This window comes from Microcystis wesenbergii NRERC-220, assembly GCF_032027425.1.
Lineage (GTDB): Bacteria > Cyanobacteriota > Cyanobacteriia > Cyanobacteriales > Microcystaceae > Microcystis > Microcystis wesenbergii_A.
Genome location: NZ_JAVSJA010000001.1, coordinates 120550 through 142234, shown reverse-complemented (window position 1 = coordinate 142234; position 21685 = coordinate 120550). Strand labels below are relative to the sequence as shown.

At 43.1% G+C, this 21685-nt stretch carries 23 protein-coding genes; 15 read left to right on the top strand and 8 right to left on the bottom strand.

Annotated features, from left to right (window positions below):
- The first annotated feature begins 204 nt into the window (after positions 1-204).
- The 10 genes from RAM70_RS00680 to RAM70_RS00635 all read left to right on the top strand — a co-directional run bounded on the left by RAM70_RS00680 (position 205) and on the right by RAM70_RS00635 (position 8270).
- Positions 205-1125, top strand: coding sequence for a glycosyltransferase family 2 protein (locus RAM70_RS00680; RefSeq protein WP_045360244.1), 921 nt, complete (start codon positions 205-207; stop codon positions 1123-1125).
- 14 nt (positions 1126-1139) lie between these two features.
- Positions 1140-2099: a GDP-mannose 4,6-dehydratase gene (locus RAM70_RS00675; protein ID WP_045360246.1), complete on the top strand. Its 960-nt coding sequence runs from the start codon at positions 1140-1142 to the stop codon at positions 2097-2099.
- A gap of 2 nt (positions 2100-2101) precedes the next feature.
- A complete protein-coding gene (locus RAM70_RS00670) occupies positions 2102-3319 on the top strand; it encodes a glycosyltransferase family 4 protein (protein ID WP_312671959.1) in 1218 nt (405 codons plus the stop codon).
- 30 nt (positions 3320-3349) lie between these two features.
- Entirely contained in the window at positions 3350-4333 is a 984-nt protein-coding gene (locus tag RAM70_RS00665) for a glycosyltransferase family 2 protein (RefSeq protein ID WP_312671958.1), read from the top strand.
- Positions 4334-4360: 27 nt separating this feature from the next.
- Entirely contained in the window at positions 4361-4915 is a 555-nt protein-coding gene (locus RAM70_RS00660; protein WP_312671957.1) for a phycobiliprotein lyase, read from the top strand.
- A gap of 86 nt (positions 4916-5001) precedes the next feature.
- On the top strand, positions 5002-5394 hold the full coding sequence (locus RAM70_RS00655) for a heavy metal-responsive transcriptional regulator (RefSeq protein ID WP_045360250.1): 393 nt from the start codon (positions 5002-5004) through the stop codon (positions 5392-5394).
- A gap of 5 nt (positions 5395-5399) precedes the next feature.
- The gene (locus RAM70_RS00650) at positions 5400-6620 is read left to right on the top strand and encodes a hypothetical protein (protein ID WP_045360251.1); all 1221 of its coding nucleotides are present in this window, start codon (positions 5400-5402) and stop codon (positions 6618-6620) included.
- A complete protein-coding gene (locus tag RAM70_RS00645; RefSeq protein WP_312671956.1) occupies positions 6617-7399 on the top strand; it encodes a hypothetical protein in 783 nt (260 codons plus the stop codon). The genes RAM70_RS00650 and RAM70_RS00645 overlap by 4 nt, the downstream gene beginning before the upstream one ends.
- A gap of 230 nt (positions 7400-7629) precedes the next feature.
- On the top strand, positions 7630-7854 hold the full coding sequence (locus RAM70_RS00640) for an AbrB/MazE/SpoVT family DNA-binding domain-containing protein (protein WP_045360254.1): 225 nt from the start codon (positions 7630-7632) through the stop codon (positions 7852-7854).
- A complete protein-coding gene (locus tag RAM70_RS00635) occupies positions 7854-8270 on the top strand; it encodes a type II toxin-antitoxin system death-on-curing family toxin (protein ID WP_190357611.1) in 417 nt (138 codons plus the stop codon). Before RAM70_RS00640 ends, RAM70_RS00635 begins: the two co-directional genes overlap by 1 nt.
- 185 nt (positions 8271-8455) lie before the next feature.
- Here RAM70_RS00635 and RAM70_RS00630 read toward each other — a convergent pair whose 3' ends face one another.
- Positions 8456-8635 (bottom strand): hypothetical protein, encoded by a 180-nt coding sequence (locus tag RAM70_RS00630; protein WP_045360426.1) that lies wholly within the window; start codon positions 8633-8635, stop codon positions 8456-8458.
- A 266-nt stretch (positions 8636-8901) separates the two neighbouring features.
- Here RAM70_RS00630 and RAM70_RS00625 point away from each other — a divergent pair, with 266 nt between their 5' ends.
- Positions 8902-11142: a glycoside hydrolase gene (locus tag RAM70_RS00625; protein ID WP_312671955.1), complete on the top strand. Its 2241-nt coding sequence runs from the start codon at positions 8902-8904 to the stop codon at positions 11140-11142.
- A 221-nt stretch (positions 11143-11363) separates the two neighbouring features.
- Positions 11364-11540: a hypothetical protein gene (locus RAM70_RS00620; protein WP_190380242.1), complete on the top strand. Its 177-nt coding sequence runs from the start codon at positions 11364-11366 to the stop codon at positions 11538-11540.
- On the opposite strand, the gene RAM70_RS00615 is transcribed toward RAM70_RS00620, so the two are convergent.
- The 5 genes from RAM70_RS00615 to RAM70_RS00595 all read right to left on the bottom strand — a co-directional run bounded on the left by RAM70_RS00615 (position 11541) and on the right by RAM70_RS00595 (position 15818).
- Positions 11541-12731, bottom strand: coding sequence for a HEAT repeat domain-containing protein (locus tag RAM70_RS00615; RefSeq protein WP_045360260.1), 1191 nt, complete (start codon positions 12729-12731; stop codon positions 11541-11543).
- Between the two features lie 111 nt (positions 12732-12842).
- Positions 12843-13619 carry an energy-coupling factor ABC transporter ATP-binding protein gene (locus tag RAM70_RS00610; RefSeq protein ID WP_045360262.1) on the bottom strand — a complete coding sequence of 259 codons (777 nt, stop codon included), beginning with the start codon at positions 13617-13619 and terminating at the stop codon, positions 12843-12845.
- A gap of 14 nt (positions 13620-13633) precedes the next feature.
- Entirely contained in the window at positions 13634-14407 is a 774-nt protein-coding gene (gene cbiQ, locus RAM70_RS00605) for a cobalt ECF transporter T component CbiQ (protein ID WP_312671954.1), read from the bottom strand.
- Between the two features lie 150 nt (positions 14408-14557).
- A complete protein-coding gene (locus RAM70_RS00600) occupies positions 14558-14881 on the bottom strand; it encodes a PDGLE domain-containing protein (RefSeq protein WP_045360266.1) in 324 nt (107 codons plus the stop codon).
- Positions 14882-15074: 193 nt separating this feature from the next.
- A complete protein-coding gene (locus RAM70_RS00595) occupies positions 15075-15818 on the bottom strand; it encodes an energy-coupling factor ABC transporter permease (protein ID WP_312671953.1) in 744 nt (247 codons plus the stop codon).
- A 453-nt stretch (positions 15819-16271) separates the two neighbouring features.
- Here RAM70_RS00595 and RAM70_RS00590 point away from each other — a divergent pair, with 453 nt between their 5' ends.
- The 3 genes from RAM70_RS00590 to RAM70_RS00580 all read left to right on the top strand — a co-directional run bounded on the left by RAM70_RS00590 (position 16272) and on the right by RAM70_RS00580 (position 18157).
- Entirely contained in the window at positions 16272-17123 is an 852-nt protein-coding gene (locus RAM70_RS00590; RefSeq protein WP_288000551.1) for a zinc metalloprotease HtpX, read from the top strand.
- Between the two features lie 88 nt (positions 17124-17211).
- A complete protein-coding gene (locus RAM70_RS00585) occupies positions 17212-17748 on the top strand; it encodes a deoxycytidylate deaminase (RefSeq protein WP_043995593.1) in 537 nt (178 codons plus the stop codon).
- A gap of 79 nt (positions 17749-17827) precedes the next feature.
- Positions 17828-18157: a BrnT family toxin gene (locus RAM70_RS00580; protein ID WP_045360273.1), complete on the top strand. Its 330-nt coding sequence runs from the start codon at positions 17828-17830 to the stop codon at positions 18155-18157.
- A 196-nt stretch (positions 18158-18353) separates the two neighbouring features.
- Here the strand turns inward: RAM70_RS00580 and gyrB are convergent, their stop codons facing one another.
- Both gyrB and RAM70_RS00565 read right to left on the bottom strand, forming a co-directional pair.
- Positions 18354-20276, bottom strand: a complete 1923-nt coding sequence (gene gyrB / locus RAM70_RS00570) for a DNA topoisomerase (ATP-hydrolyzing) subunit B (protein ID WP_002781027.1) — start codon at positions 20274-20276, stop codon at positions 18354-18356.
- A 503-nt stretch (positions 20277-20779) separates the two neighbouring features.
- Positions 20780-21490, bottom strand: a complete 711-nt coding sequence (locus tag RAM70_RS00565) for a response regulator transcription factor (RefSeq protein ID WP_190380733.1) — start codon at positions 21488-21490, stop codon at positions 20780-20782.
- Positions 21491-21685: the final 195 nt, after the last annotated feature.

Here is a 21685-nt window from a genome sequence, read left to right as displayed (position 1 = left end):
ATCAGTGATCAGTTATCAGTGATCAGTGATCAGTTATTCGTTATTAGTGAACAGGGATATCGGGATATCGAGAGAGAAAAGCTAACGGCTGACGGCTGATGGCTAAAAAGCTGACGGCTGACGGCTGACGGCTTTAAAAGTATTTTTACATTTTTGCAAAGGAATGTTAAGTTTTAGGGTATTGAATGAGTAACCTTGATAGCCATGGCTCCTAAAATAGCAGGGATTATCTGTACCCACAACCGCGATCACTACCTAGAAGGAGCGATCGATAGTCTTTTGGCGCAAACTTGCCCAGATTGCGAGATTTTAGTGGTTGATAACGCATCCACCGATAAAACCCGTCAAGTGGTCGAGTCACGTCTGGGAGATGGGCGGCTAAAATACGTTTACGAACCTATTTTAGGGCTATCTACCGCCAGAAATCGCGGGGCGAAGGAAACTAGAGCGCCGATTTTAGCTTATTTGGATGACGATGCGATCGCTAGTCCTCAATGGTTGCAAATTCTGTTAAATGCCTACGAAAATAACCAAAAACTGGCAGTAGCTGGGGGAAAAGTCACCTTAATTTGGCCGCAAGGCTACAGTCAACCCAATTGGTTATCCGATGAGTTAGCAGGGGGTTTAGGGGCTTTCGATTTGGGCGACAATGTGGTATATATCAGCCAAGCGGATTTAACTCCGCGAGGGGTTAATTACTCAATCCGGCGGGATTTCTGGGAGAAGATTGGCGGTTTTGACCCTAATTTGGGAAGAATTGGCAAAAAACTTCTCTCTAACGAGGAATTATACACTACAGAACTGGCACTCGCCCAGGGATGGCAAGTGGGCTATTTTCCCGAGGCATTGGTGGAACACAATGTTGCCCCAGAAAGAATCGATCGTCAATGGTTTATGCGTCGCAGTTGGTGGCAAGGCATCAGCGAACACTACCGGGAAGAAGTGGCAGGAAAGACGGGATTGGCTCAATTTGGGCGAGGAGGTGAGCGTTTGGTGAGAGGATTGGTTAAATCTGTCAAATTTATCAATGATCCTGCTAAAAGCTTTGATAATCTTCTCTATGCCTATGGACAAATCGGTTATTTAAGCGAAGCCGCCAAGGCGATGTTAACCCCTCAAAAGTAAATTATTGTAAATAAATGGGTAAAAAAGCGTTAATTTGTGGTATATCGGGGCAGGATGGAGCCTACCTAGCCGAATTACTGTTAAAAGCAGGCTATACAGTTTGTGGCACCTCCCGGGATGCCCAAATGTCCTCTTTTAGCAACCTGAAACGTTTGGGAATCAAGGAACAGGTAAAACTAGAATCAATGGCACTAAATGACTTTCGCAGTGTCCTACAGGTGTTAATTAAAATTCAGCCGGATGAGGTCTATAATTTGGCTGGACAAAGTTCTGTGGGTTTATCCTTCGAGCAGCCAGTGGAAACCTTAGAAAGTATTGCCACGGGAACCTTAAATCTCTTAGAAGCAATTCGATTTACCGGAGCAAAAATTAAATTATATAATGCCGGATCGAGTGAATGTTTCGGGGATATCGGCGATAATTCTGCCGATGAGAATACCCCTTTTCGTCCTCGCAGTCCCTACGCTGTTGCCAAATCGGCGGCTTTTTGGGAAGTAGCTAATTATCGAGAAGCCTACGGAATTTTTGCCTGTTCAGGCATACTTTTTAATCATGAGTCTCCCCTCCGTCCCGAGCGCTTTGTTACCCAAAAAATTATCGCTGCCGTGGCTAGAATTGTTCAGGGAAGTCCTGAAACTTTGCACTTAGGAAATATGGATATTCAAAGGGATTGGGGTTGGGCGCCGGAGTACGTTGAAGCGATGTATTTAATGCTGCAACAGGAGCAACCCGATGATTACGTCATTGCCACGGGAGAAAGTTCAAAACTGGAGGATTTTGTCGCCACAGCTTTTGCGACTGTTGGTTTAAATTGGCCAGATCATGTAATTTCTGATCGAAGTTTATTAAGACCAACAGATTTAGCTATTAGTCGCGGCAATCCCCGCAAAGCTAAGGAAAAATTAGGTTGGCAAGCACGATACAAAATGACTGATATTGTGCGTATGATGGTAGAAAATCGTTTAGAGAAATAGCTATGAATATCTTAATGATTAGTTCTACTTTTCCCTATCCCCCAACCAGAGGGGGAACTCAAGTTAGAACCTTCAATCTTTTAAAACACCTAAGTAAGAATCATGAAATCACGATCATGACTCGACCAAATTCGGATGTTAGTAGGACTGATATTGAAGCTTTGGAAAGATTTGTTAAGGAGGTAAAGGTATTTCCCTATTCCAATTCTACCCACCCTAGTATTTTAGGCAAAATAAATCGTTTTTATGATTTTATAATGCAAGGTACTCCTCCCAACGTTCGACAAGTATATAGTGCTGATATTCAATTTTGGCTTGATCGTGCCATTGATAGTCAAAAATTTGATGTTATTACTTGTGAGCATAGCGTCAATGAGATCTTTGTCCGCCCCCATTGGCAAAAAAAGCTTAAAACTGTAGTAAATATACATAGTTTAGCCTATAGAACCTGCAAAAATCAATTAGAAATAGGAGTCAGCCCTAATCCTATTCGAGATACATTGTATCTGCCACTTCTCGAACGTTATGAACGGAGATTTTGTCAGAAATTCAACGCTATAGTTGTCACCACTTCCGAAGACAAGCAACAGATGGAAGAGTTAAACATTAATCGCCCTGTTATTGTAATTCCCAACGGCGTTGACTTGGAAATGTTCCCCTATCGACAAAGGGATCCCAGTGGTTATCAAATCATTATGACGGGAGGCCTAGATTACAGTTCTAATATAGACGCAGTACGCTTTTTTAGCTTAGAAGTTTTCCCTATTTTACAACAAAAATATCCTGAGGTTACTCTGATACTCGTTGGCTCCAATCCTGCTCCATCGGTGATAGAATTGACAAAAAATTCTCAAATCACTGTCACGGGTCGAGTTCCATCTATGGCCGAGTATCTTCATCATGCTACTATTTGTGTTGTGGCAATGCGTTCGGGTTTTGGGATTAAAAATAAAACCCTAGAATCTATGGCTGCGGGGGTGCCGGTGGTGGCCAGCGATCGAGGTTTAGAAGGGTTAACAGTGGAGGGAAATAATGTTCCTTTAGCAGCCTTAAGGGCTAATAGTATTGAGGAATATTGTACGGCGGTTAGTAGTCTTTTTGAATCGGCAGAGTTGCGAGAAAAATTATCTAGAAATGCTCGCAAATTAATCGAAGATAATTATACTTGGCAGCAAGCGGCAGCTAAGTATGAACAAGTTTTGATTGCTGATATTTGTTAGAAAATTTCTCTAATTTTTTTGTAAATTAATATGCTATCAAATCAAATACCGGTGAAAATATCTGTTGTTGTTCCTCTTTATAACGAAGAAGAAAACATCGATGCTCTCTTTAGGCGACTTTTAGCGGTTTTAGAGGCACTAAATACCAGTTATGAGATTGTTTGCGTCAATGATGGTAGTCGTGACAATACTCTCAAAAATCTCCTGGAATATCATCAACGTTACCGACAAATTAAAGTGGTTAATTTATCCCGTAATTTTGGTAAAGATATTGCCATGTCAGCAGGAATTGATTACAGTCAAGGGATGGCAGTAATTCCTATTGATGCTGATTTACAAGATCCCCCCGAATTAATTGCCGAAATGATCGAAAAATGGCAGCAGGGTTATGATGTGGTTTATGCGTCCCGTCGGGTTAGAATTGGCGAAAGTTGGTTTAAACGTTTAACCGCTGGGGGGTTCTATCAAGTCATTAATAAATTAAGTCGGGTTCCTATTCCCCCTAATACGGGAGATTTTCGTTTAATTGATCGCCGAGTGGTAGAATCAATTAAAAAGATGCCCGAACGTCAAAGATTTATGAAAGGAATATTTGCTTGGGTGGGATATAAACAGACATCAATTTTATTCGATCGAGAACCCCGGTATCAAGGACAAACTAAATGGAATTACTGGAAATTATGGAATTTTGCCATCGATGGTATTACCTCTTTTAGTTTTTTACCCCTGAAAGTCTGGACTTATGTAGGATTTATCATTGCACTTGTTAGTCTTGTTTATGCTAGTTTTTTAATTCTCAGGACTATTATTTTAGGAATCGATGTACCCGGATACGCTTCTCTGATGGTTGCTATCTTATTTTTAGGAGGAATTCAATTACTGACTCTTGGGATTATTGGCGAATATATTGGCAGGGTTTACGAAGAAGTAAAGGGCCGGCCACTTTATCTGGTTCGAGATTGTTATGGTTTTGAAAATAGGGAACAAGTTACTGATAAAATAACTCAAAATTAAGATACTGACAAGAGGAGAATTAAATCTATGAATACCGAAGTTTTTCAGCAATTTTTTGCCTATTGTGTCGGTAGTTGGCAAACGGAAAGAACCTATCATTATCTAGCTGCTCAAGAAGTGGAACGTTCCCGTACTGAATTCCTCATTCAACCCCTGACTAGGGAGATCAAACAGAAAGTTCTGACAGATAATAACTATGCTGATATTGCGGATTTAGAAAGTATGCCCGGGTTTAATTTAGGTTTCTATACCATCTCGGAAAAAGGGGAAGAAGTGCGACAGAATCTTAATCTTTTATTTGTGGTTAAAGCAGAAAATAACGGTTATTTAGAAGGGGATTATCTTCGTGATCGCGCCTACGAAGAAGCAAGACCAATTATCTCCGCTTTTCGCTTTGATTCCACCACCAGAGAGTTATTAATGACCACCAATTACACTCGCAGTGTTTCCGTGGATTCAATTACTTTAATCAATCCAGACCTGCGAATTCGCAAAATTATTAACTATCAACGTCCCCAGCAGGGGGAACCCTTAGAAAAAGTTCTCTTGGTGGGTTTTGGGGTTGAGTGTAAAGTCAGTTAAAAAAAAATATTTCTTCTCCCCCCTTGATTCTCCAGTCAAGGGGAGATTTTATCATGGAGAAACGATATGATTAAGGAGCAAAAATAATGCTCAAAATCGGTCAACTTTCCCTAGAAAGTGGTGTTTCAATTAAAACAATCCGTTATTATGAGGAATTAGGACTAATTCAGTCCCCTGAGAGGACAGAGGGACAATTTCGCCTATTTACTCCCGATACTGTCCATCGCTTGCTATTTGTCAAGAGATTGCAATCTTTGGGTTTAAGTCTGCAAGAGATCCGCGAATGTTTAGTAATTCATGACCATGGTGAGTTACCCTGTGGAGATATTCAGGAAAAATTAATTAAACATATTGCTGAGATCGATCGACAAGTGGAACAATTGCTTTTATTGCGTCAACAATTAACCGAAACCCTGCAAGGATGGACGGATACACCTGTAAAAGACGATCAATTTATTTGCCCTAATCTCAAGGTTTAACTATCATGAAAAAGTTAATTTTATTGGCAACTTTAGCAATGATTTCTACTCCTGTCATTGCTCAACATCTACATCCTCAGTCACCTCAAACTCAGACTTTACAAGCAATTCCTGACAATATACCAGCTTGGATGTATAACAAGCAACGTAATCATATTTATCCCCAAAGAGGGGTTTATAACAATGCAATTTATAATGTCAGAGATTTAGCTTTAGACTTGAATGCGATCGCTGTTGGTCATGCCTTTGCCTACGAAGATATCGTAACGGGAAAAGCGAAAGATTTAGAAACTAAGACATACCAAAAAATTAATTGGGTTTTAAAAAATCCGCCTAAATTTATGCCCGACGAGGGGAATATTTCTCCAACTTTTGGCAGAAAATACGGTGTTTTAGAACAGGTTTTCGAGTGGGCGCATATTTTCCATGCTCAAACCGTTGATGTTTTAGCCAGCAGCAAATTAACCAACGAGGAAAAAGAAGCAGAAATTGAAAAATTATATCAATTTTACTTGACAAAAGTTCCCTATGCGATTACGGGATTACCGATGAATATGGGTTATCTGGATTCCCAGCCCTATTCTAAAGCTTTTCGGCAGAAATATCCGAAAGTAAATGGCTTATTTTGGGGCTACCATTGGCTACAAGGAACCATGTATGACTTGCTTTATGAGAAAACTTTAGAGGAACAAAAACAGGCTTATAAACAGGTGGGTAAACAATACCATACTAAGGAATTATATCGCACTGATCGAGCTTTTATGCCGATGTTTGCCGGACTTAGTCCCAAGTTTGCCCGACGTTTTCCCGAAATATCTAACACCTTTGATAACCTGCATATGTTGCACGATATGGTTAATGATATTCTGGCATCAGATTGGCTAACTCCCCAACAAAAAGACGAACAAATTACCCGCGCTATTTGGTTAGTAATGGCTGCTAATCATCGGGAAATGGAAGCAGGAAAAAATTATGGTGGTCAAGGACTACATGATCATCGTTTTCAGTCAGGAATTCCGGGGATGGGATTAATGCCAGCAGATATTTCTCATGAGGGTCATAATCACGAAAATCCTGATAATTCTGAGAAAAAACCAGATAATTCTCAGGGACATGAGGAAGAAGATCACCAACACCATAACCACGAAAATCACTCCCCAGAAACCCCTGCTAATACGGAGAAAAAACCTGACCACAGCAATGATCAAGAGGAACTGAAAAAATGAGAAGATTTTTATTAATTGCTGTGGGTTTAGTTGCCAGTTTTACTAATCCAGTTTTTGCCAACGATCATAACAATCTTGATTCTGGTCGTCCCCTTTCTTTTGATGATGCTGAGAGTATCGGTTTTGGAGAACAATCGATAGAATTTGGAGGAAGTCTAGTTTTTCCTGAAAACAGTAATCTCGGTGGTGAATTTGATATTGAATACCTCAACGGTATTATTCGCAATGGTCATATTCTTATCGGCATCGATCCGCAAGTGGGAGGACGAGTTAATAGTGATGATACAAGTTTTGATGTGGGAAATTTATCTGTAGGTTTTTTCTATAATTTCAATCGTGAATACGATAATGTTCCCGCTTTTGCTATTCGTACCGATTTAGGATTACCGACGGGAAATAATGCCGGGGGATTAGATTTTCGTCTGCGGGGAATTGCCAGTAAAACTGTTGGTCAATTCGATCGCTTGCATCTTAATCTCGATTTAAACATAAAAACTGACCCCGATAACGGCGATCGATCTTTTTTACCCGCTGCAATTCTCGGTTATTCGCGACCGATTGGTTATCCAAAACGTTTTGATCGCAGTTTTTTGGCAGAATTGGGCGTAATTACCAGCGATAATAGTAATGGTGGGGCGTTGATTCGCACTGGAATGGGAATTCGTCAGCAAATTAATCGTCAAGGTGTGATCGATTTCGGTATTGAGGGAGATATTTCTACTAATAGCAATGATCAAAGTCAATTAAAGTTAAAAATCGGTTATTCTTTCGGATTTTAGCGTAGCATACTAAAGATTAATCTTCAGGTCATAGGATGCCATGATGATAATAGTATGGAAAAATACACTTTTTTCTCTGGCAAAAATGGCTCAAAGTCTTATCTAGAGAAACTTCCGGGATTATGTCCCTCAAGTGTTACCGTGCAAGGCTTTCAAAGGTTTTGTCTATAAAAAAGATAATGTGTTATAACATTTGTATAATTCCCAAAAATAAAGAGAGGAAATAAGTTATGACAACTTTAACACTCCGAAAAATCGGTAATTCTATAGGGGTGATCTTACCGAAAGAGGTTTTATCCAGGCTGAATGTAGAAGAAGGGGATTGTATTTATATAACTGAATCGGCAAACGGGTACAGCATTTCGAGCTTCGATCCCGATTTTGAGGAAACTATGAAAGCTTTTGAAGATACTTACGCTCAATACCGTAACGCATTCAAGGAACTTGCCAAATAATGATTGAGGAACCGAAAGGGTTATCAAGCAAGGCAATCCGATCAATTCAGGACATTTTAATCGCTCGAACTGGGGGGATTGCCGGGATTTTAAACCCTACCTTACTGGAATCGACCATCGATAAACCAAAATTCTTTTTCCAGTACGAACCCGAATCATCGATTTTTAAATTAGCGGCAGCTTACGGTTATGGTTTTCTCAAGAATCATTGCTTCTGCGACGGGAATAAACGTATGGATCTAGCTGCCGTTTCTACTTTTTTGCGAAAGAATGACTATCTTTTAACCGCCAGTGAGGTAGAAGCGGCAAGCTTTTTTCTTGATCTCGCTGGTGCTATTGAAACCTATGAAGATGGTTTCGAGAGATTGACCGATTGGATCGAAAAACACGCAATTAAGCTAGAGAGAGAGGATTAACCTCAGTCTATTTTTCCTCCTTGATCTTGTGATGACCGTCAATTCTAGCTGTAATAATATGTAATGTTGTAATTAAGTTTATATCTTTTCAAGAAATTAAGATCAATGTCGAGTGTATTAGCACGGCGTAATGCACTTATTTAGGGTTAGAGGTAAGATTAAATTTGTCGATAAATTACCTAAGTTTAGATCTTAATTTTCTCTCGAAAACCTGAGTTAACCAAATCTCGTAAAATGAGGCGCGCTGTCCCTGGTTCTCCATTTAAAAAGAGAATCAGTGCTTCATCTAGCAAAGCTTTGGCGAATTCGGGGTCTTTTTGAACTCGTTCGTTGATTGTCTCTTGATAGTCTCTCGTTAGTGCCATAATCTCTTAAAGTTTTATCGTGGTGGGTTAGGGACAAGATTAAATTTGTCGATATATCACCTAAGTTATTCTTGCCTAACTCACTCTGCTAAACCGAATCCGATCCTTTAACAAATACAAAGAGACGATACCCCTTCAAAACCAGTTGATAGGATTATGGTAGTGACCGAAATCAATTTTTAAGAATCTAGAATGGGCTTTATTGTCTATTCTCATCCAAATAACGGCTAAATAGCCTGTTATATGCACTTTTTCTCGGTATTATCATGGCCTATCCTCTCTACGTCGCTTTTATTTGGCATCAACACCAACCCCTCTACAAATCCTCTCAAACTAGCAGTGACGCTTCGGGACAATATCGCTTACCCTGGGTGCGACTGCATGGGGTGAAAGATTATCTCGATTTAATCCTGATTCTAGAACGTTTTCCCAAATTACACCAAACCGTCAACCTTGTCCCCTCTTTAATCCTGCAATTAGAGGATTACGTCAACGGACTAGCTATAGACCCCTATCTTGCCCTCACCGTCACCCCGGAAGCGCAGTTAACCCCAGCACAAAAACACTTTATCCTCGAACACTTTTTCGATGCTAACCATCGTACCCTGATCGATCCGCACCCCCGTTACGCCCAATTATACGCACAGCGTCAAGAAAACGGTCATAGTTGGTGTATTAGCCATTGGAATCTGCAAGATTATAGCGATCTCTTGGCTTGGCATAACCTCGCTTGGATCGATCCTATCTTTCACAGTGACCCGGAAATCGCAGCCTGGTTAGAACAGGGAAAAAATTTCAATTTAAGCGATCGCCAGCGAATTATCTCCAAACAGCGTCAAATTCTGCGTCGTATCTTGCCACAACACCGGTTAATGCAGGAAACCGGACAACTAGAAATCATTACCAGTCCCTACACCCATCCGATTTTACCCCTGCTGGCCAACTCGGAAGCCGGCCGGGTAGCAGTGCCGAATATGACCCTTCCTCGGCAATATTTCCGCTATCCTGAAGATATTTCGCGCCATCTCCAGAAAGCTTGGCAAATCTATATCGATCGCTTTGATAAACATCCTCGAGGACTTTGGCCCTCGGAACAATCCGTTAGTCCCGCGATTCTCCCCGCTGTCGCTAAACAGGGTTTTCAGTGGTTATGTTCCGATGAGGGGGTGTTAGGTTGGTCCCTGGGACATTACTTTCATCGCGACGAAAAAGGCAATATTAGCGAACCGGAATTGCTTTATCGTCCCTACCGTCTGGAAACTAGCAACGGCAATTTATCGATGGTTTTCCGCGATCATCGTCTCTCGGATCTGATCGGATTTAGCTATAGTGGCATGAAAGCGCAAGAGGCCGCTACAGACTTAGTTAAACACCTAGAAGCGATCGCCGAACAACTGAAAACCAACGCAGAAACCACGACCCTAGAAAAACCCTGGTTAGTTACCATTGCGCTAGATGGCGAAAACTGTTGGGAAAACTATCATCAAGACGGTTTACCCTTCCTAGAGAACCTTTATCAACTTTTAAGCGACCACCAAGCGATCGAATTAGTCACCGTCTCCGAATATCTCGATCGCTTTCCGGCTAGTGCAAAAATACCCAGCAATCAACTTCATAGCGGCTCTTGGATCGATGCCAATTTTACCACTTGGATCGGCGATCCCGCTAAAAATAAAGCTTGGGAATATCTAATTTTAGCCCGTCAAACCCTCGCTAATCACCCGGAAGCGACGGAAGATAATAACCCCGATGCGTGGGAAGCATTGTATGCAGCGGAAGGTTCCGATTGGTTTTGGTGGTTTGGTTATGGCCATTCTTCTAATCATGACGCAATTTTTGACCAACTTTTCCGCGAACACCTGATCGCTCTTTATCAAGCTTTAAATGAGCCAATTCCCTCCTATTTGCTCGAACCGGTGGAAGAACACGGGGATAAACAAGGTAATCGTCCACTGGCTTTTATTCACCCCATTATCGACGGTTTTGGTGACGAACAGGATTGGGATAAAGCCGGACGGATCGAAATTGGCGGCGCCAGTGGTACAATGCACCGGACTTCCTTAGTACAAAGGCTCTTTTTCGGTTGGGATCACCTCAATTTTTATCTGCGTTTCGATTGGAAACCGGGGGCAGAATTAGGCAAAGATATACCGCCTGAAGTGCATTTATATTGGTATTATGATGAAGTGCATCGTCTGCAAAGTCCAATTCCCCTAACAGATATTCCTCCTCGATCGCCCCTCGATTACGGTTATCATCATCATCTAGGAATAAATTTAATCACGGAATTTACTTGGTTAGAATTCGCTCAAGAATATTTTACTTGGCAGCGAGTTCCTAGTAATGCCAAAGCTTCTTTTAATCAATGTTTGGAGATTGCTGTCCCCTGGGAAGGATTACACATTGAACCCGATGATCGTCTCCATTTAATCGCAGTTTTAGCTAATCAAGGTCAATACTATGATTTCCTCCCCGTTGAAGAATTAATCTTCCTGCAAAGACCTTAAATCAGTAATCAGTTTTCAGTTATCAGTAATCAGTTTTTTAGTTATCAGCTATCAGCTAGAATCATACTAAATCCGTTGAGTATAGCCTACATATCAGACAGGCGAAAGGCAAGAGGCAAACCCCCCCTGCCCCCCCGACATCGGGGGGGTCGGAAGAATAGATAATCAGTCTTTAATAACCCGATTTAGTATAAATCCTAAGTCCTGAAGGAATCACGGCGATGAAACAGGAAATTAAGCCCTTTAATCCTGATAAAATCTATGGAATAGTGCTTTCTGTCAATTTTTCCATTAATGCCCAATTTGCTCAAGAAGCGCAGGAGAAATTAAACGCTATTCTTGGGGAAATTGATGCGGATCACTGGCAAATTCACCACATCTGGGCAGCGGGAAATTAGCTATATAGTCCCATGATCTAGCTTTTTCAGGGCGCTGAGAGCATGGAGACGGACAATCGCCTCCCCATCGGCTGCTAAAGTCAGCAAAATACTTTTATTGTCCCGATCTAATTCTCCTAAAGCGATCGCTAGAGACTGTTTAACTCCCGTATCACCGAGGATCGCAGGACGGGAGTGATAAAAATTACCGAGAATTTCCCCTGCTTGTCGGCGTAATTTCTGGCAGGTTTGCCGGCCGAGAATAGCGATTATTTCCCGACAAATCAAGACATTTTCGCTATATAAAGCCTTTTCTAAGTAATTTAAAGCTTCCTCATCCTCGATCCAGCCCAATGCTCGCACTACAGTTAATTTTAAACTATCGGGAGTTAAGGAAGATTGCAGCAGTGGATTTAAAGCTTTGGCTGAGGTTGCTGTGCCGATACGACCGAGAGCGATCGCCGTTTCTTGACAGATATCGAGGTGGATATCGAATAACAGCGGTTGCAGATACTTAACTAAATCTGCTTGGGGATAATTTGGCCCCAGGTAACTACTAGCTTTAATTGCTTCCCGTCGCACCTCGATGGCCGGATCCTTTAACCCATCGAGGATAATCGCAGTAATCTGGGGATGGTGAAAACTGCTTAAAGCTTCCATCGCCATGGCTCGAATGGCGCTAGATTGATCCTTAACTACGGTTAAAAGCGGTTCGACAATTTCCGGCCGGCGAATTTGTGATAAAGCTTGTACGGCTAAAAAACGGGTGTTCGAGTCGGACAGTAATTGTCCTAAACTAGAGATCGCAGAACTGCCGATATTGGCTAAAGCGGCCGCAGCCATTTGGCTGAGTGTTTCCTCCTCCGATCTTTGCAATAATTGACTGAGAGCGAGAATACAGGCTCGATCGTCAAATTGACTGAGAATTCTCACCAGAAACCAGCGCATTTCCCCATCTTGTTCCTCGGATTCTAACAGGGCAATTAAAGGAGCGATCGCCGATTGGCCGATTTGGGGAAATAGTTTCGCTATCTCCCATCGCTGTTGAAAATCGCATTTTTGTAAAGCTTCTAGGGCTAAATCGAGGATTTCATCGTTAATAATCGGTTCAATCGCATCTTTTTGGTTTAAAAGTCGCTGTATGCTGGCGTTTACTGTCTCCCAGTCCTTTTTATTCAACGCTATCTGAGCTTTTTCTAGCAGAGCTTGCATCGTCAGAAATGGCCTCGATTTTCGTGCTACCTATCCCAAGAATGTCAGACTTTCTCGCTTTTGTCTTCTCTCATAATGCAAGAAACCGATAATAAATCTCTAAATTGTGCATCAGACATCAGTAGAGGGCGCATCAGCGATCGCACAGTAGGGACGACTATAACAAAGGGGTATTTCCAGGTCGTGTTGTTCCAAAAATTCCCGATTACTTAAAATCTTAGCGGTTTCTCCCTCTCCCACCACCTGACCACGACTTAACACCACCGTGCGATCGCATAGTTCTAAAGCCAGATCGAGATCATGGGTGGCGATCACTTGAGTTTGGGGTAGAGTGGCCAACAGTTGTATTAATTGCCGACGGGATCGGGGATCCAGTTGGGCGCTAGGTTCATCAAAAACTAAGACCTGGGGCAACATGGCTAAAACCCCCGCAATCGCCACGCGTTTTTTTTCACCCCCCGATAGATTCTGACTGTTTCTCTTACCGTAATGCTGGGAATCCAATCCCACCGCGTGTAAAGCATGATGACAGCGATGGTTTAAATCCTCTCCGCGAATGCCCTGATTCATCGGTCCAAAAGTCACATCTTCCCAGACAGTGGGCATAAATAGCTGATCGTCGGGGTTTTGGAAGACTAAACCGACAAAATTGCGGATATTTTCTAAATTCTCCGGTTTAACTTGGTAGGGACCGACGGTGATTTTACCCGTTTGCGGCGGGAGAATACCGTTAAAATGCAATAATAAGGTGGATTTTCCCGATCCATTGGCCCCGACTAAAGCCACCTTTTCCGTAGCTTCAATGGCTAAATTAATACCCTTTAACGCTTCTGTACCGTCAGGATAGGTATAAACTAGGTTTTCAATAAAAATCGGGTTGTGGTGCATGAAAAACGAGACTTTTACCTGAGTAGATGTACCATTTGACCCCAGAGGATCAGAATTACTATGCAAATTATAGCGAGATAATCTTTCAGCTTGCTTTGGGGAACCTGTACAGAGGGCAAGGAACCGGTGTAACCCCTCGATAACATGGCTTGATAAATGCGATCGCCACGTTCGTAGGTACGGATAAATAAAGCGCCGATTATATGTCCCACTAGCAGCCGTTGCCATCGGGGACTACTCATTAAATTGCGCGCAATTGCTGCCCTTCGCATGGAATTAAATTCAGCGATCAAAACAGCTAGATAACGGTACATAGAAGCCAAAATTGCCACCAATAAAGGGGGAGTTTTTAGGGTAACTAAGGCCTGCAACAGGTCGGGAATTGCTGTGGTTAAAACCAGAATATTGACCGTACAAAGACAGAGAAAAGCTTTTAGGGCGACACTGCCTAAAACCAGCAATCCCTCGCTAGTTATCCGCAAAAATCCCCAAGACCAAAGAATTTCGCCGCCATCACGAAAAAGAGTTCCCAATAAAACCACACTGATAAAGACAAATTCGATCGCCACTCTTTGTAAAAGTATGGGAATAGTCACCCGACTGATCAGAATTAAAATAATTAATCCTAATCCGTAAATCGCCCAAGTTTCCCAGCTACCATTCGGGGTTAAGGCTGTGGCAAAAACTAACAAAAGAGTAACTAAAACCCGGGTATGGGGCGCGAGTCTCTGCCAAAAACCGCAATTTTGGCGCTCATTTTGGTGAGAAAAAGTGGCAATGTGTAGCATTTATTCAGTGATCAGTGATCAGTGATCAGTTATCAGTTATCAGTTATCAGTGATCAGTTATCAGTTATCAGTTATCAGTGATTTAGGTATTTAGGGATTTAGGGAAATTTCAGCTAAATGCCCCACTTCCCCACTCCTGATTCTGATTCCTTACTCCTGATTTTGGGATTTTGGCATCACTAATTTACCGATACCCCAAGCGATGCCGAAAGTGGCAAGAGTTCCCAGAAAACCGGCGAGGGGAGTGGCGACACCTTCGGGAACACCTTTGAGGGCATAACCATCAAAAATTCGGGCGAAGGGTAATTGACTACCTAGGGCGTTAGGGTCTTCTTTTTTGCTAAATTGCAAGTCTTCCGCCACTCGATCGAGTCCGTCGGGATCGGGACTGGCAAAGGGAGAAAGAAAAACGGCGATAATTAGGGAGCATACCAGACCAATCAGAAAAAATTGGCTATTTCTGCGAATATTCATGGGCTAATCTTTATTAAACCTCTTGCATAATTAATTTTTGAGGGTTCAAAAACGGTAAAAATAAGGATTAAATTGCATAAAATCCTTAAATAGACCATTTAATTGATTATTATTCATTCTTAATTCTCCTGACTCCTGACGACCGGCTACTGACTCCTGACCCTAACAACAATTTTTGATTTTTACAAGAGGTCTATTGACGAGGAGCGTAGGCAGGAGGAACAGAAGTATTAAGGGAATGGGGCGGATTGTAGAGAAGATCGGGACGAGTTCGCCAGATATAACCGACAGCGAAAACGGTAATCACCGCTTCCCCGATGCCGATGAGGATATGCCAAGATAACATGGCAAAAAGGGCGAATAAAGGCGGTACAGTCCCCGATAAAGCCAATTGCAGGGCGCAAGCCAACGCAGCCACCACCACACTTGTCCAAGCGGCCAGGGCAACAGCGATCGCCATACCGCGCCAACTATGAAAACCGAGGGCTTTCCTAATCCCCAGATAGAGATAATAACCGCCAAAAGTCCCGATCAGACCCATATTGACGATATTTGCCCCTAAAACCGTTAAACCGCCATCTTGAAAAAATAAAGCTTGAACGATAAAAACCACCGCCATCACCAGAGAACCCGCCCAGGGACCGAGTAAAACCCCCGCGAGAGTCCCCCCTAATAAATGTCCGGAGGTTCCGCCCGGAATGGGAAAATTAATCATCTGGGCGGCAAAAATAAAGGCGGCACAAACTCCCATCAAAGGTACAGCCCGTTCAGCGTAGTGACCGCGCACTTTTTTGAGAGAAAAACCAATCAGGACAATGGCAATTATCCAAGTAAATAGACTCACCGATGGACTCAAAAAGCCGTCGGGAATATGGAGGGCGAGATAAGGGGTAAGGAGAGGGTGAAACAAACCAACTCCCAGAAAATTAACAGACATTAAAATTCAGTCTCCTTGGGAATTTGGGTTAAAGATTTGCAGAGAATTGTCTCGCTAGGACGGAAAAGTCCTCTCTTCTAGTAGATAACTAACCGCTTCATTCTACAATGCCCTCTCTGGGGATTTAAACCCTTTAGCTTCTTAAGAATTTCTGTTATTTTTCCGGTCGTCAGGGTTTAGCTATCAGCAAAAATCTGATTATTCTCAAGCAATCAAATTATTTAAATTATTATTAAGTTTTCAAGGTTTTTTCAGTTTTTATGCTAGGCATTAATCATTGAGCAGTGAGCAGTGATCAGTTAGAAGAGGCTGGTGACTATTAACCAGTATTCACTAACTAAGGTGATCAGTTTTAAGTAATATTATTCACCGATCACCGATTACTGTTAACTGATAACTGAAATGTCCCCCCCCCACATCTCCTCTACCTGCCACTTCCTAACATAAATAAAGATGAATCAGCTTAAAACTGTTGCTTTATTGGGTTTACTAGCCGGTTTACTTGTCGCTATTGGCTATGCGATCGGTGGTCAGGGTGGTGCTTTAATTGGTTTAGTAATCGCCGCCATTACTAATATCGGTTCTTGGTACTTCTCCGATCGCATTGCTCTGGCCGCTTACCAAGCCCAACCGGTCAGCCGCCAACAAGCCCCCGAACTCTACCAAATGGTGGAAAATCTCTCTCGTCAAGCCAATATTCCCACGCCGCAACTCTATATCGTCCCCACCCCCGCCGCTAATGCTTTCGCCACCGGCAGAGATCCCGAACACGCCGCCGTCGCCGTTACCGAGGGGATTTTAAACCTGCTGCCCGCCGACGAATTAGAAGCGGTTATCGCCCACGAATTAACTCATGTGCGTAACCGGGATACCTTAACCCAAGCTGTTGCGGCTACTGTTGCCGGGGCGATTTCCTACCTGGCCAGAATGCTGAGTTATGGTTTCCTGTTTGCTGGCAATTCTCGCCATCGTCAAGGGGGCAATCTCATCGGTTTACTACTTACCATCTTTCTGGCCCCCCTTGCCGCCACTGTGATTCAGATGGCTATCTCTCGTACCAGAGAATTCGAGGCTGATGCTGGTTCCGCCCGCTTGACCGAGAATCCCGAAGCTTTAGCCCGGGCTTTAACCCGTTTAGAATCGATCGGTCGTCAAATGCCCTTAAATGCCAATCCTGCCTTTGAACCGCTGTTAATTAGCAGTCCTTTTTCGGGGCAGTTTCTGGCTAATTTATTCGCTACTCACCCATCCACCGAGGCAAGAATCGAAAATCTCCGTCGCATTCAACAGGAATTATTAACCTGATCCCGTTCTTAATTTTTAGAGGTTATCTAATGATAAGCTATCAGAGATGACCCCCTCTTTTTCGCTTTTTCTAGCTTGGTATGAAACCGTGATCAACTCTGAAGAAAAAAGACCGACTTGGGACGAATATTTTTTAATGATCGCTAAATTAGCCGCCACCAGATCCACCTGTTTAGCTTTTCCCGTCGGCGCGGTAATTGTCAAAGATCGGCAGGTTTTAGCTACGGGGTACAATGGTTCCCCATCGGGAACGGTTCATTGTACTGCCCAAGGTTTTTGTTATCCCGGTTTGGGAACCTGTCGAGAATCCGGAGAAATTCCCTCTCGGGCAATTCATGCTGAAGCTAATGCGATCGCTCAAGCGGCTAAACACGGTATTTCTACCCAAGGGGCTAGTATTTACGTTACTTTAGAACCCTGTATTTCCTGTCTAAAACTAATTATTTCTTCGGGAATTAAAGAAGTTTTTTACGAAGCGGATTTTAATAGTGGGACAAAAGCCATGTTAAGGGATTCTTTTCTGGAAACGGGGATTATTAAATATAAAAAGATTTATTTATCAGCAGAAATGGCTAGTCATGCGGCCTTATTTTTATTAAATCCCATTTCGATCGATCTCAGGTAGTTATCCTCAACGGCGACATCCCTCGACTTGATACGAGTGCAGCCTCTATAATCAGATTATAGGCGATCAACTATCGATAATGACGACCCCGCAACTTTTCGAGTGGGATGAAAATAAGCGTCAGGCCAATATAGAAAAACACGGCATAGATTTCGCCGACCTGGAAGCGATTTTTAGGGGTCCAATAATTGAGCGCGTGGATACCCGTCAGAATTACGGCGAAATTCGAGTGATTCTAGTGGGTACAATCGATAATATCGTTTTGGTGGTGGTTTATCCATGGCGTGGCTCGGTTCGTCGAATAATTAGTGCTAGGAGGGCTAACAACCGTGAACGAAGAACATATTACCAGAGTCACCCGCGAACAGTGGGCGAAGTTGAAAGGCAAAACGAACTGGGAGAAAGTTAAAGGGATGAGTGAGGCGGAAATTGCCAAAAACGCCCTAGAAGATGCCGATAATCCACCGCTGCCGGCTGATTTTTTCGATGAAGTTCTGGAATGCGCCCCGGGTTCCTTGAATCCCTAACCCTCCGATTAGTAACTGGATTTAGGGATTTTATCGGGGGCTGTATTAGCTTAGACTAACACAGCCCAAAGTTACTCTTTAAATGTCCAAATCCGTAAGATTTAAACGTGATCCGTGGGTTTCGATAAATTCTCGCCGGGGGGCAACTCGATCGCCCATAAGAATGGTAAATAATTCCTCTGCTTTGGCTGCGTCTTCGATTTCCACCCGTTTTAAAGTGCGAGTTTCGGGATTCATGGTGGTATCCCAAAGTTGTTGGGGCATCATTTCTCCTAACCCTTTAAAACGTTGGATTGTGTAGTTAGCATTGGAGGGAAATTCCGCTATCTTTTGCTGTAATTCTCGATCGCTATAGCAGTAGGAATGATTTTTACCGCGTTCCAATTTATAGAGAGGAGGACAGGCGATATATACATAACCTTGGTCAATTAAATTCTTCTGATAACGATAGAAGAAAGTTAACAACAAAGTTCGGATATGTGCGCCATCCACATCAGCGTCAGTCATTAAAACAATGCGATGATAGCGCAATTGTGAGGGGTCGAAATCTTCTCCTTTAATCCCTAAACCGAGGGCCGTAATCAAGGATTGAATTTCCGTATTTTTGTAGATTTTGGCATCATCGGTTTTTTCGATATTGAGGATTTTTCCCCGCAGAGGTAGAATCGCTTGAAAACGACGATCGCGCCCTTGTTTGGCACTTCCGCCGGCGCTGTCACCTTCGACGATGTAAATTTCTGACCTTTCTGGGTCTCTTTCGCTACAATCAGCCAATTTACCCGGTAAAGGTGAGGATTCCAAGACCGATTTCCGTCGTACTAAGTCCCGCGCCCGTCGGGCCGCTTCCGCCGCTTTGTACGCTTGTACTGCTTTTTCGATAATCGTGTCGGCCACTTGGGGATTTTGTTCTAAGTATTCGTTGAGAGTTTCCCCCACCAGGGAATCGACAATACCCCGGACTTCGGTGTTACCCAATTTGGTCTTGGTTTGTCCCTCGAATTCCGGTTCGGGGACTTTTACGGAAATAACGGCGGTTAACCCCTCGCGGACGTTTTCCCCCGCTAGATTAGGCTCGTTTTCTTTAATTTTATTGCGTTTACGAGCAACATTATTTAAAGTACGAGTCAGAACTGCCTTTAATCCTTCTAGATGAGTTCCCCCGTCAATGGTGCGGATGTTATTAGCAAAACCGAGAATATTGTCGCTATAGGCATCTATACACCACTGAAACGCCACTTCGATATTAATTCCGTTCTTTTCCCCCGATACATAGATAATATCTTTGTGCAGGGTTTCTTTTTCCCGACACATATAGGCGACGTATTCTTTAATACCCCCCTCATAACAATAGGTTTCGATGTGGGGTTCTTCGGGACGGTAATCGCTAAAGGTGATTTTAACACCGGCATTTAAGTAGGCTAGTTCTCGTAAACGTCCGGAGAGGGTACTGTAATCAAATTCGATGCCTTGGCTAAAAATTTCGGTGTCCGGCAGGAAATTAACCCTAGTTCCCGTTTTTTCCTCTTGACTGGGACTGCTGACCAATTCTGTGACGGGGATACCTCTTTCGTAGCGTTGGGTATGTACTTTATGATCGCGCCAGACTGTCACATCGACCCATGCAGAAAGGGCATTAACGACGGAAATCCCGACTCCGTGTAACCCTCCCGACACTTTATAACCACCACTGCCAAATTTACCGCCGGCATGAAGTATAGTGAGAACGGTTTCGAGGGCAGATTTACCCGTGGTGGGGTGGACATCGGTGGGAATACCCCGGCCATCGTCAGTGACGCTGACGGAACCATCGGCCTTGATATCCACTTCGATATGAGTACAGTAACCCGCTAGGGCCTCATCGATCGAGTTGTCCACCACTTCATAGACTAAATGATGTAGTCCCCGCGGCCCAGTCGTACCGATATACATCCCCGGCCGCTTCCTGACTGGTTCTAACCCTTCGAGAACTTGTATCTGTTCCGCGCCGTAGTTACTTGTCATAAAATTTCCCTGAAAAGGCTGTGATCCCTGATTGAACCTAAATGAATGGCAAAATCTTCAAAAATTGTAGCACATAAGGGTTAAAGACTGCTTAAATGGCTTTAGGGAGAATTTTTTATTGGGGTTGGGGTGTGGGGTGTGGGGTGTGGGGTGTGGGGTGTGGGGTGTGGGGTGTGGGGTGTGGGGTGTGGGGTGTGGGGTGTGGGGTGTGGGGTGTGGGGTGTGGGGTGTGGGGTGTGGGGGGAGAATAAATAAAAGCCATCTCCTAAGTAGGTAGGCGTTAAAAATTATCAGACACCACCCTTATCAAGGGAGGACTAAGGGTAGGGTTGATTCATGAATCAACCCTACTATGAATTCACCCTAGGACTAAGGGGGGATCGAACCTAAAATCTATTTTTAATTTAACTATAACCAGCTACTGATCTCCTGAATACTGCCTCCTGAATACTGACTCCCGACTCCTGACTACTAACCCCACCAACAAACTTTTTCAGCAGCTCCTAAATAAGGTCATCCTCAAATTTATAACCGACACCGACTACAGTTTTGATAAAGATGGGATTAGCAGGATCGGGTTCTACTTTTTTGCGTAAGCGTCGGATATGGGTATCTACTACCCTTTCATCGCCAAAAAAATCATTTCCCCAGAGATTATCGATTAATTGGGTGCGACTCCAGACGCGATTGGGATAACTGACAAAGGTAGCGAGTAGATTAAATTCTAAGGTGGTTAAATCGAGGGTTTCCTCCGGCATTCCCTCCAATTTACGAAGAGCAGAATGTTGATCTAAGTCGATAATAAAATGACGGCTGCGATGGAGTTGTTGGGGTTGACTATCGTGTCTTAAACTACGTCTTAATAAGGCTCTTACCCGAGCGGTTAATTCCCTCGGACTAAAGGGTTTGACCATATAATCATCGGCTCCCGTAGATAAACCGATAATGCGATCGATTTCTTCTCCCCTAGCGGTTAACATTAAAATATAGGGGTCTTTTGTCCCGGGTTTTTGGCGAATTCTAGCACACAATTCTAGTCCGTCTAATTCCGGTAACATTATATCTAAAATCACTAATTCTGGTTGCTTTTGATAAAATAGTTCTAGTCCTACCCTACCATTATAAGCCAGATGACAAGTAAAGGACTCCCGCTCTAAAGTTTGCTGAATCAAATGGGCGATTTCAATTTCATCTTCGATAATAACGATATCCATAAGTAAGTAGTTATAATTCAATTGAAGATAGATTTTGCCTTTGATCCCCCCTGCCCCCCTTAATAAGGGGGGTGCGGATGCCCCCTGCTCCCCTTATTAAGGGGGGATCTGACAATTTTTAAAACCTACCTACTTAGGCATATTTTAACATATTAGCCATTCATTTCTTTCTCAGGGTTGAACATTGAAATAATT

What these genes read in the sequence shown, in the direction of transcription:
- RAM70_RS00680 (WP_045360244.1), top strand. Translation starts at nt 205, where the DNA reads ATGGCTCCTAAAATAGCAGGGATTATCTGTACCCACAACCGCGATCAC.
- RAM70_RS00675 (WP_045360246.1), top strand. Translation starts at nt 1,140, where the DNA reads ATGGGTAAAAAAGCGTTAATTTGTGGTATATCGGGGCAGGATGGAGCC.
- RAM70_RS00670 (WP_312671959.1), top strand. Translation starts at nt 2,102, where the DNA reads ATGAATATCTTAATGATTAGTTCTACTTTTCCCTATCCCCCAACCAGA.
- RAM70_RS00665 (WP_312671958.1), top strand. Translation starts at nt 3,350, where the DNA reads ATGCTATCAAATCAAATACCGGTGAAAATATCTGTTGTTGTTCCTCTT.
- RAM70_RS00660 (WP_312671957.1), top strand. Translation starts at nt 4,361, where the DNA reads ATGAATACCGAAGTTTTTCAGCAATTTTTTGCCTATTGTGTCGGTAGT.
- RAM70_RS00655 (WP_045360250.1), top strand. Translation starts at nt 5,002, where the DNA reads ATGCTCAAAATCGGTCAACTTTCCCTAGAAAGTGGTGTTTCAATTAAA.
- RAM70_RS00650 (WP_045360251.1), top strand. Translation starts at nt 5,400, where the DNA reads ATGAAAAAGTTAATTTTATTGGCAACTTTAGCAATGATTTCTACTCCT.
- RAM70_RS00645 (WP_312671956.1), top strand. Translation starts at nt 6,617, where the DNA reads ATGAGAAGATTTTTATTAATTGCTGTGGGTTTAGTTGCCAGTTTTACT.
- RAM70_RS00640 (WP_045360254.1), top strand. Translation starts at nt 7,630, where the DNA reads ATGACAACTTTAACACTCCGAAAAATCGGTAATTCTATAGGGGTGATC.
- RAM70_RS00635 (WP_190357611.1), top strand. Translation starts at nt 7,854, where the DNA reads ATGATTGAGGAACCGAAAGGGTTATCAAGCAAGGCAATCCGATCAATT.
- RAM70_RS00630 (WP_045360426.1), bottom strand. Translation starts at nt 8,635, where the DNA reads ATGGCACTAACGAGAGACTATCAAGAGACAATCAACGAACGAGTTCAA.
- RAM70_RS00625 (WP_312671955.1), top strand. Translation starts at nt 8,902, where the DNA reads ATGGCCTATCCTCTCTACGTCGCTTTTATTTGGCATCAACACCAACCC.
- RAM70_RS00620 (WP_190380242.1), top strand. Translation starts at nt 11,364, where the DNA reads ATGAAACAGGAAATTAAGCCCTTTAATCCTGATAAAATCTATGGAATA.
- RAM70_RS00615 (WP_045360260.1), bottom strand. Translation starts at nt 12,731, where the DNA reads ATGCAAGCTCTGCTAGAAAAAGCTCAGATAGCGTTGAATAAAAAGGAC.
- RAM70_RS00610 (WP_045360262.1), bottom strand. Translation starts at nt 13,619, where the DNA reads ATGCACCACAACCCGATTTTTATTGAAAACCTAGTTTATACCTATCCT.
- cbiQ (WP_312671954.1), bottom strand. Translation starts at nt 14,407, where the DNA reads ATGCTACACATTGCCACTTTTTCTCACCAAAATGAGCGCCAAAATTGC.
- RAM70_RS00600 (WP_045360266.1), bottom strand. Translation starts at nt 14,881, where the DNA reads ATGAATATTCGCAGAAATAGCCAATTTTTTCTGATTGGTCTGGTATGC.
- RAM70_RS00595 (WP_312671953.1), bottom strand. Translation starts at nt 15,818, where the DNA reads ATGTCTGTTAATTTTCTGGGAGTTGGTTTGTTTCACCCTCTCCTTACC.
- RAM70_RS00590 (WP_288000551.1), top strand. Translation starts at nt 16,272, where the DNA reads ATGAATCAGCTTAAAACTGTTGCTTTATTGGGTTTACTAGCCGGTTTA.
- RAM70_RS00580 (WP_045360273.1), top strand. Translation starts at nt 17,828, where the DNA reads ATGACGACCCCGCAACTTTTCGAGTGGGATGAAAATAAGCGTCAGGCC.
- gyrB (WP_002781027.1), bottom strand. Translation starts at nt 20,276, where the DNA reads ATGACAAGTAACTACGGCGCGGAACAGATACAAGTTCTCGAAGGGTTA.
- RAM70_RS00565 (WP_190380733.1), bottom strand. Translation starts at nt 21,490, where the DNA reads ATGGATATCGTTATTATCGAAGATGAAATTGAAATCGCCCATTTGATT.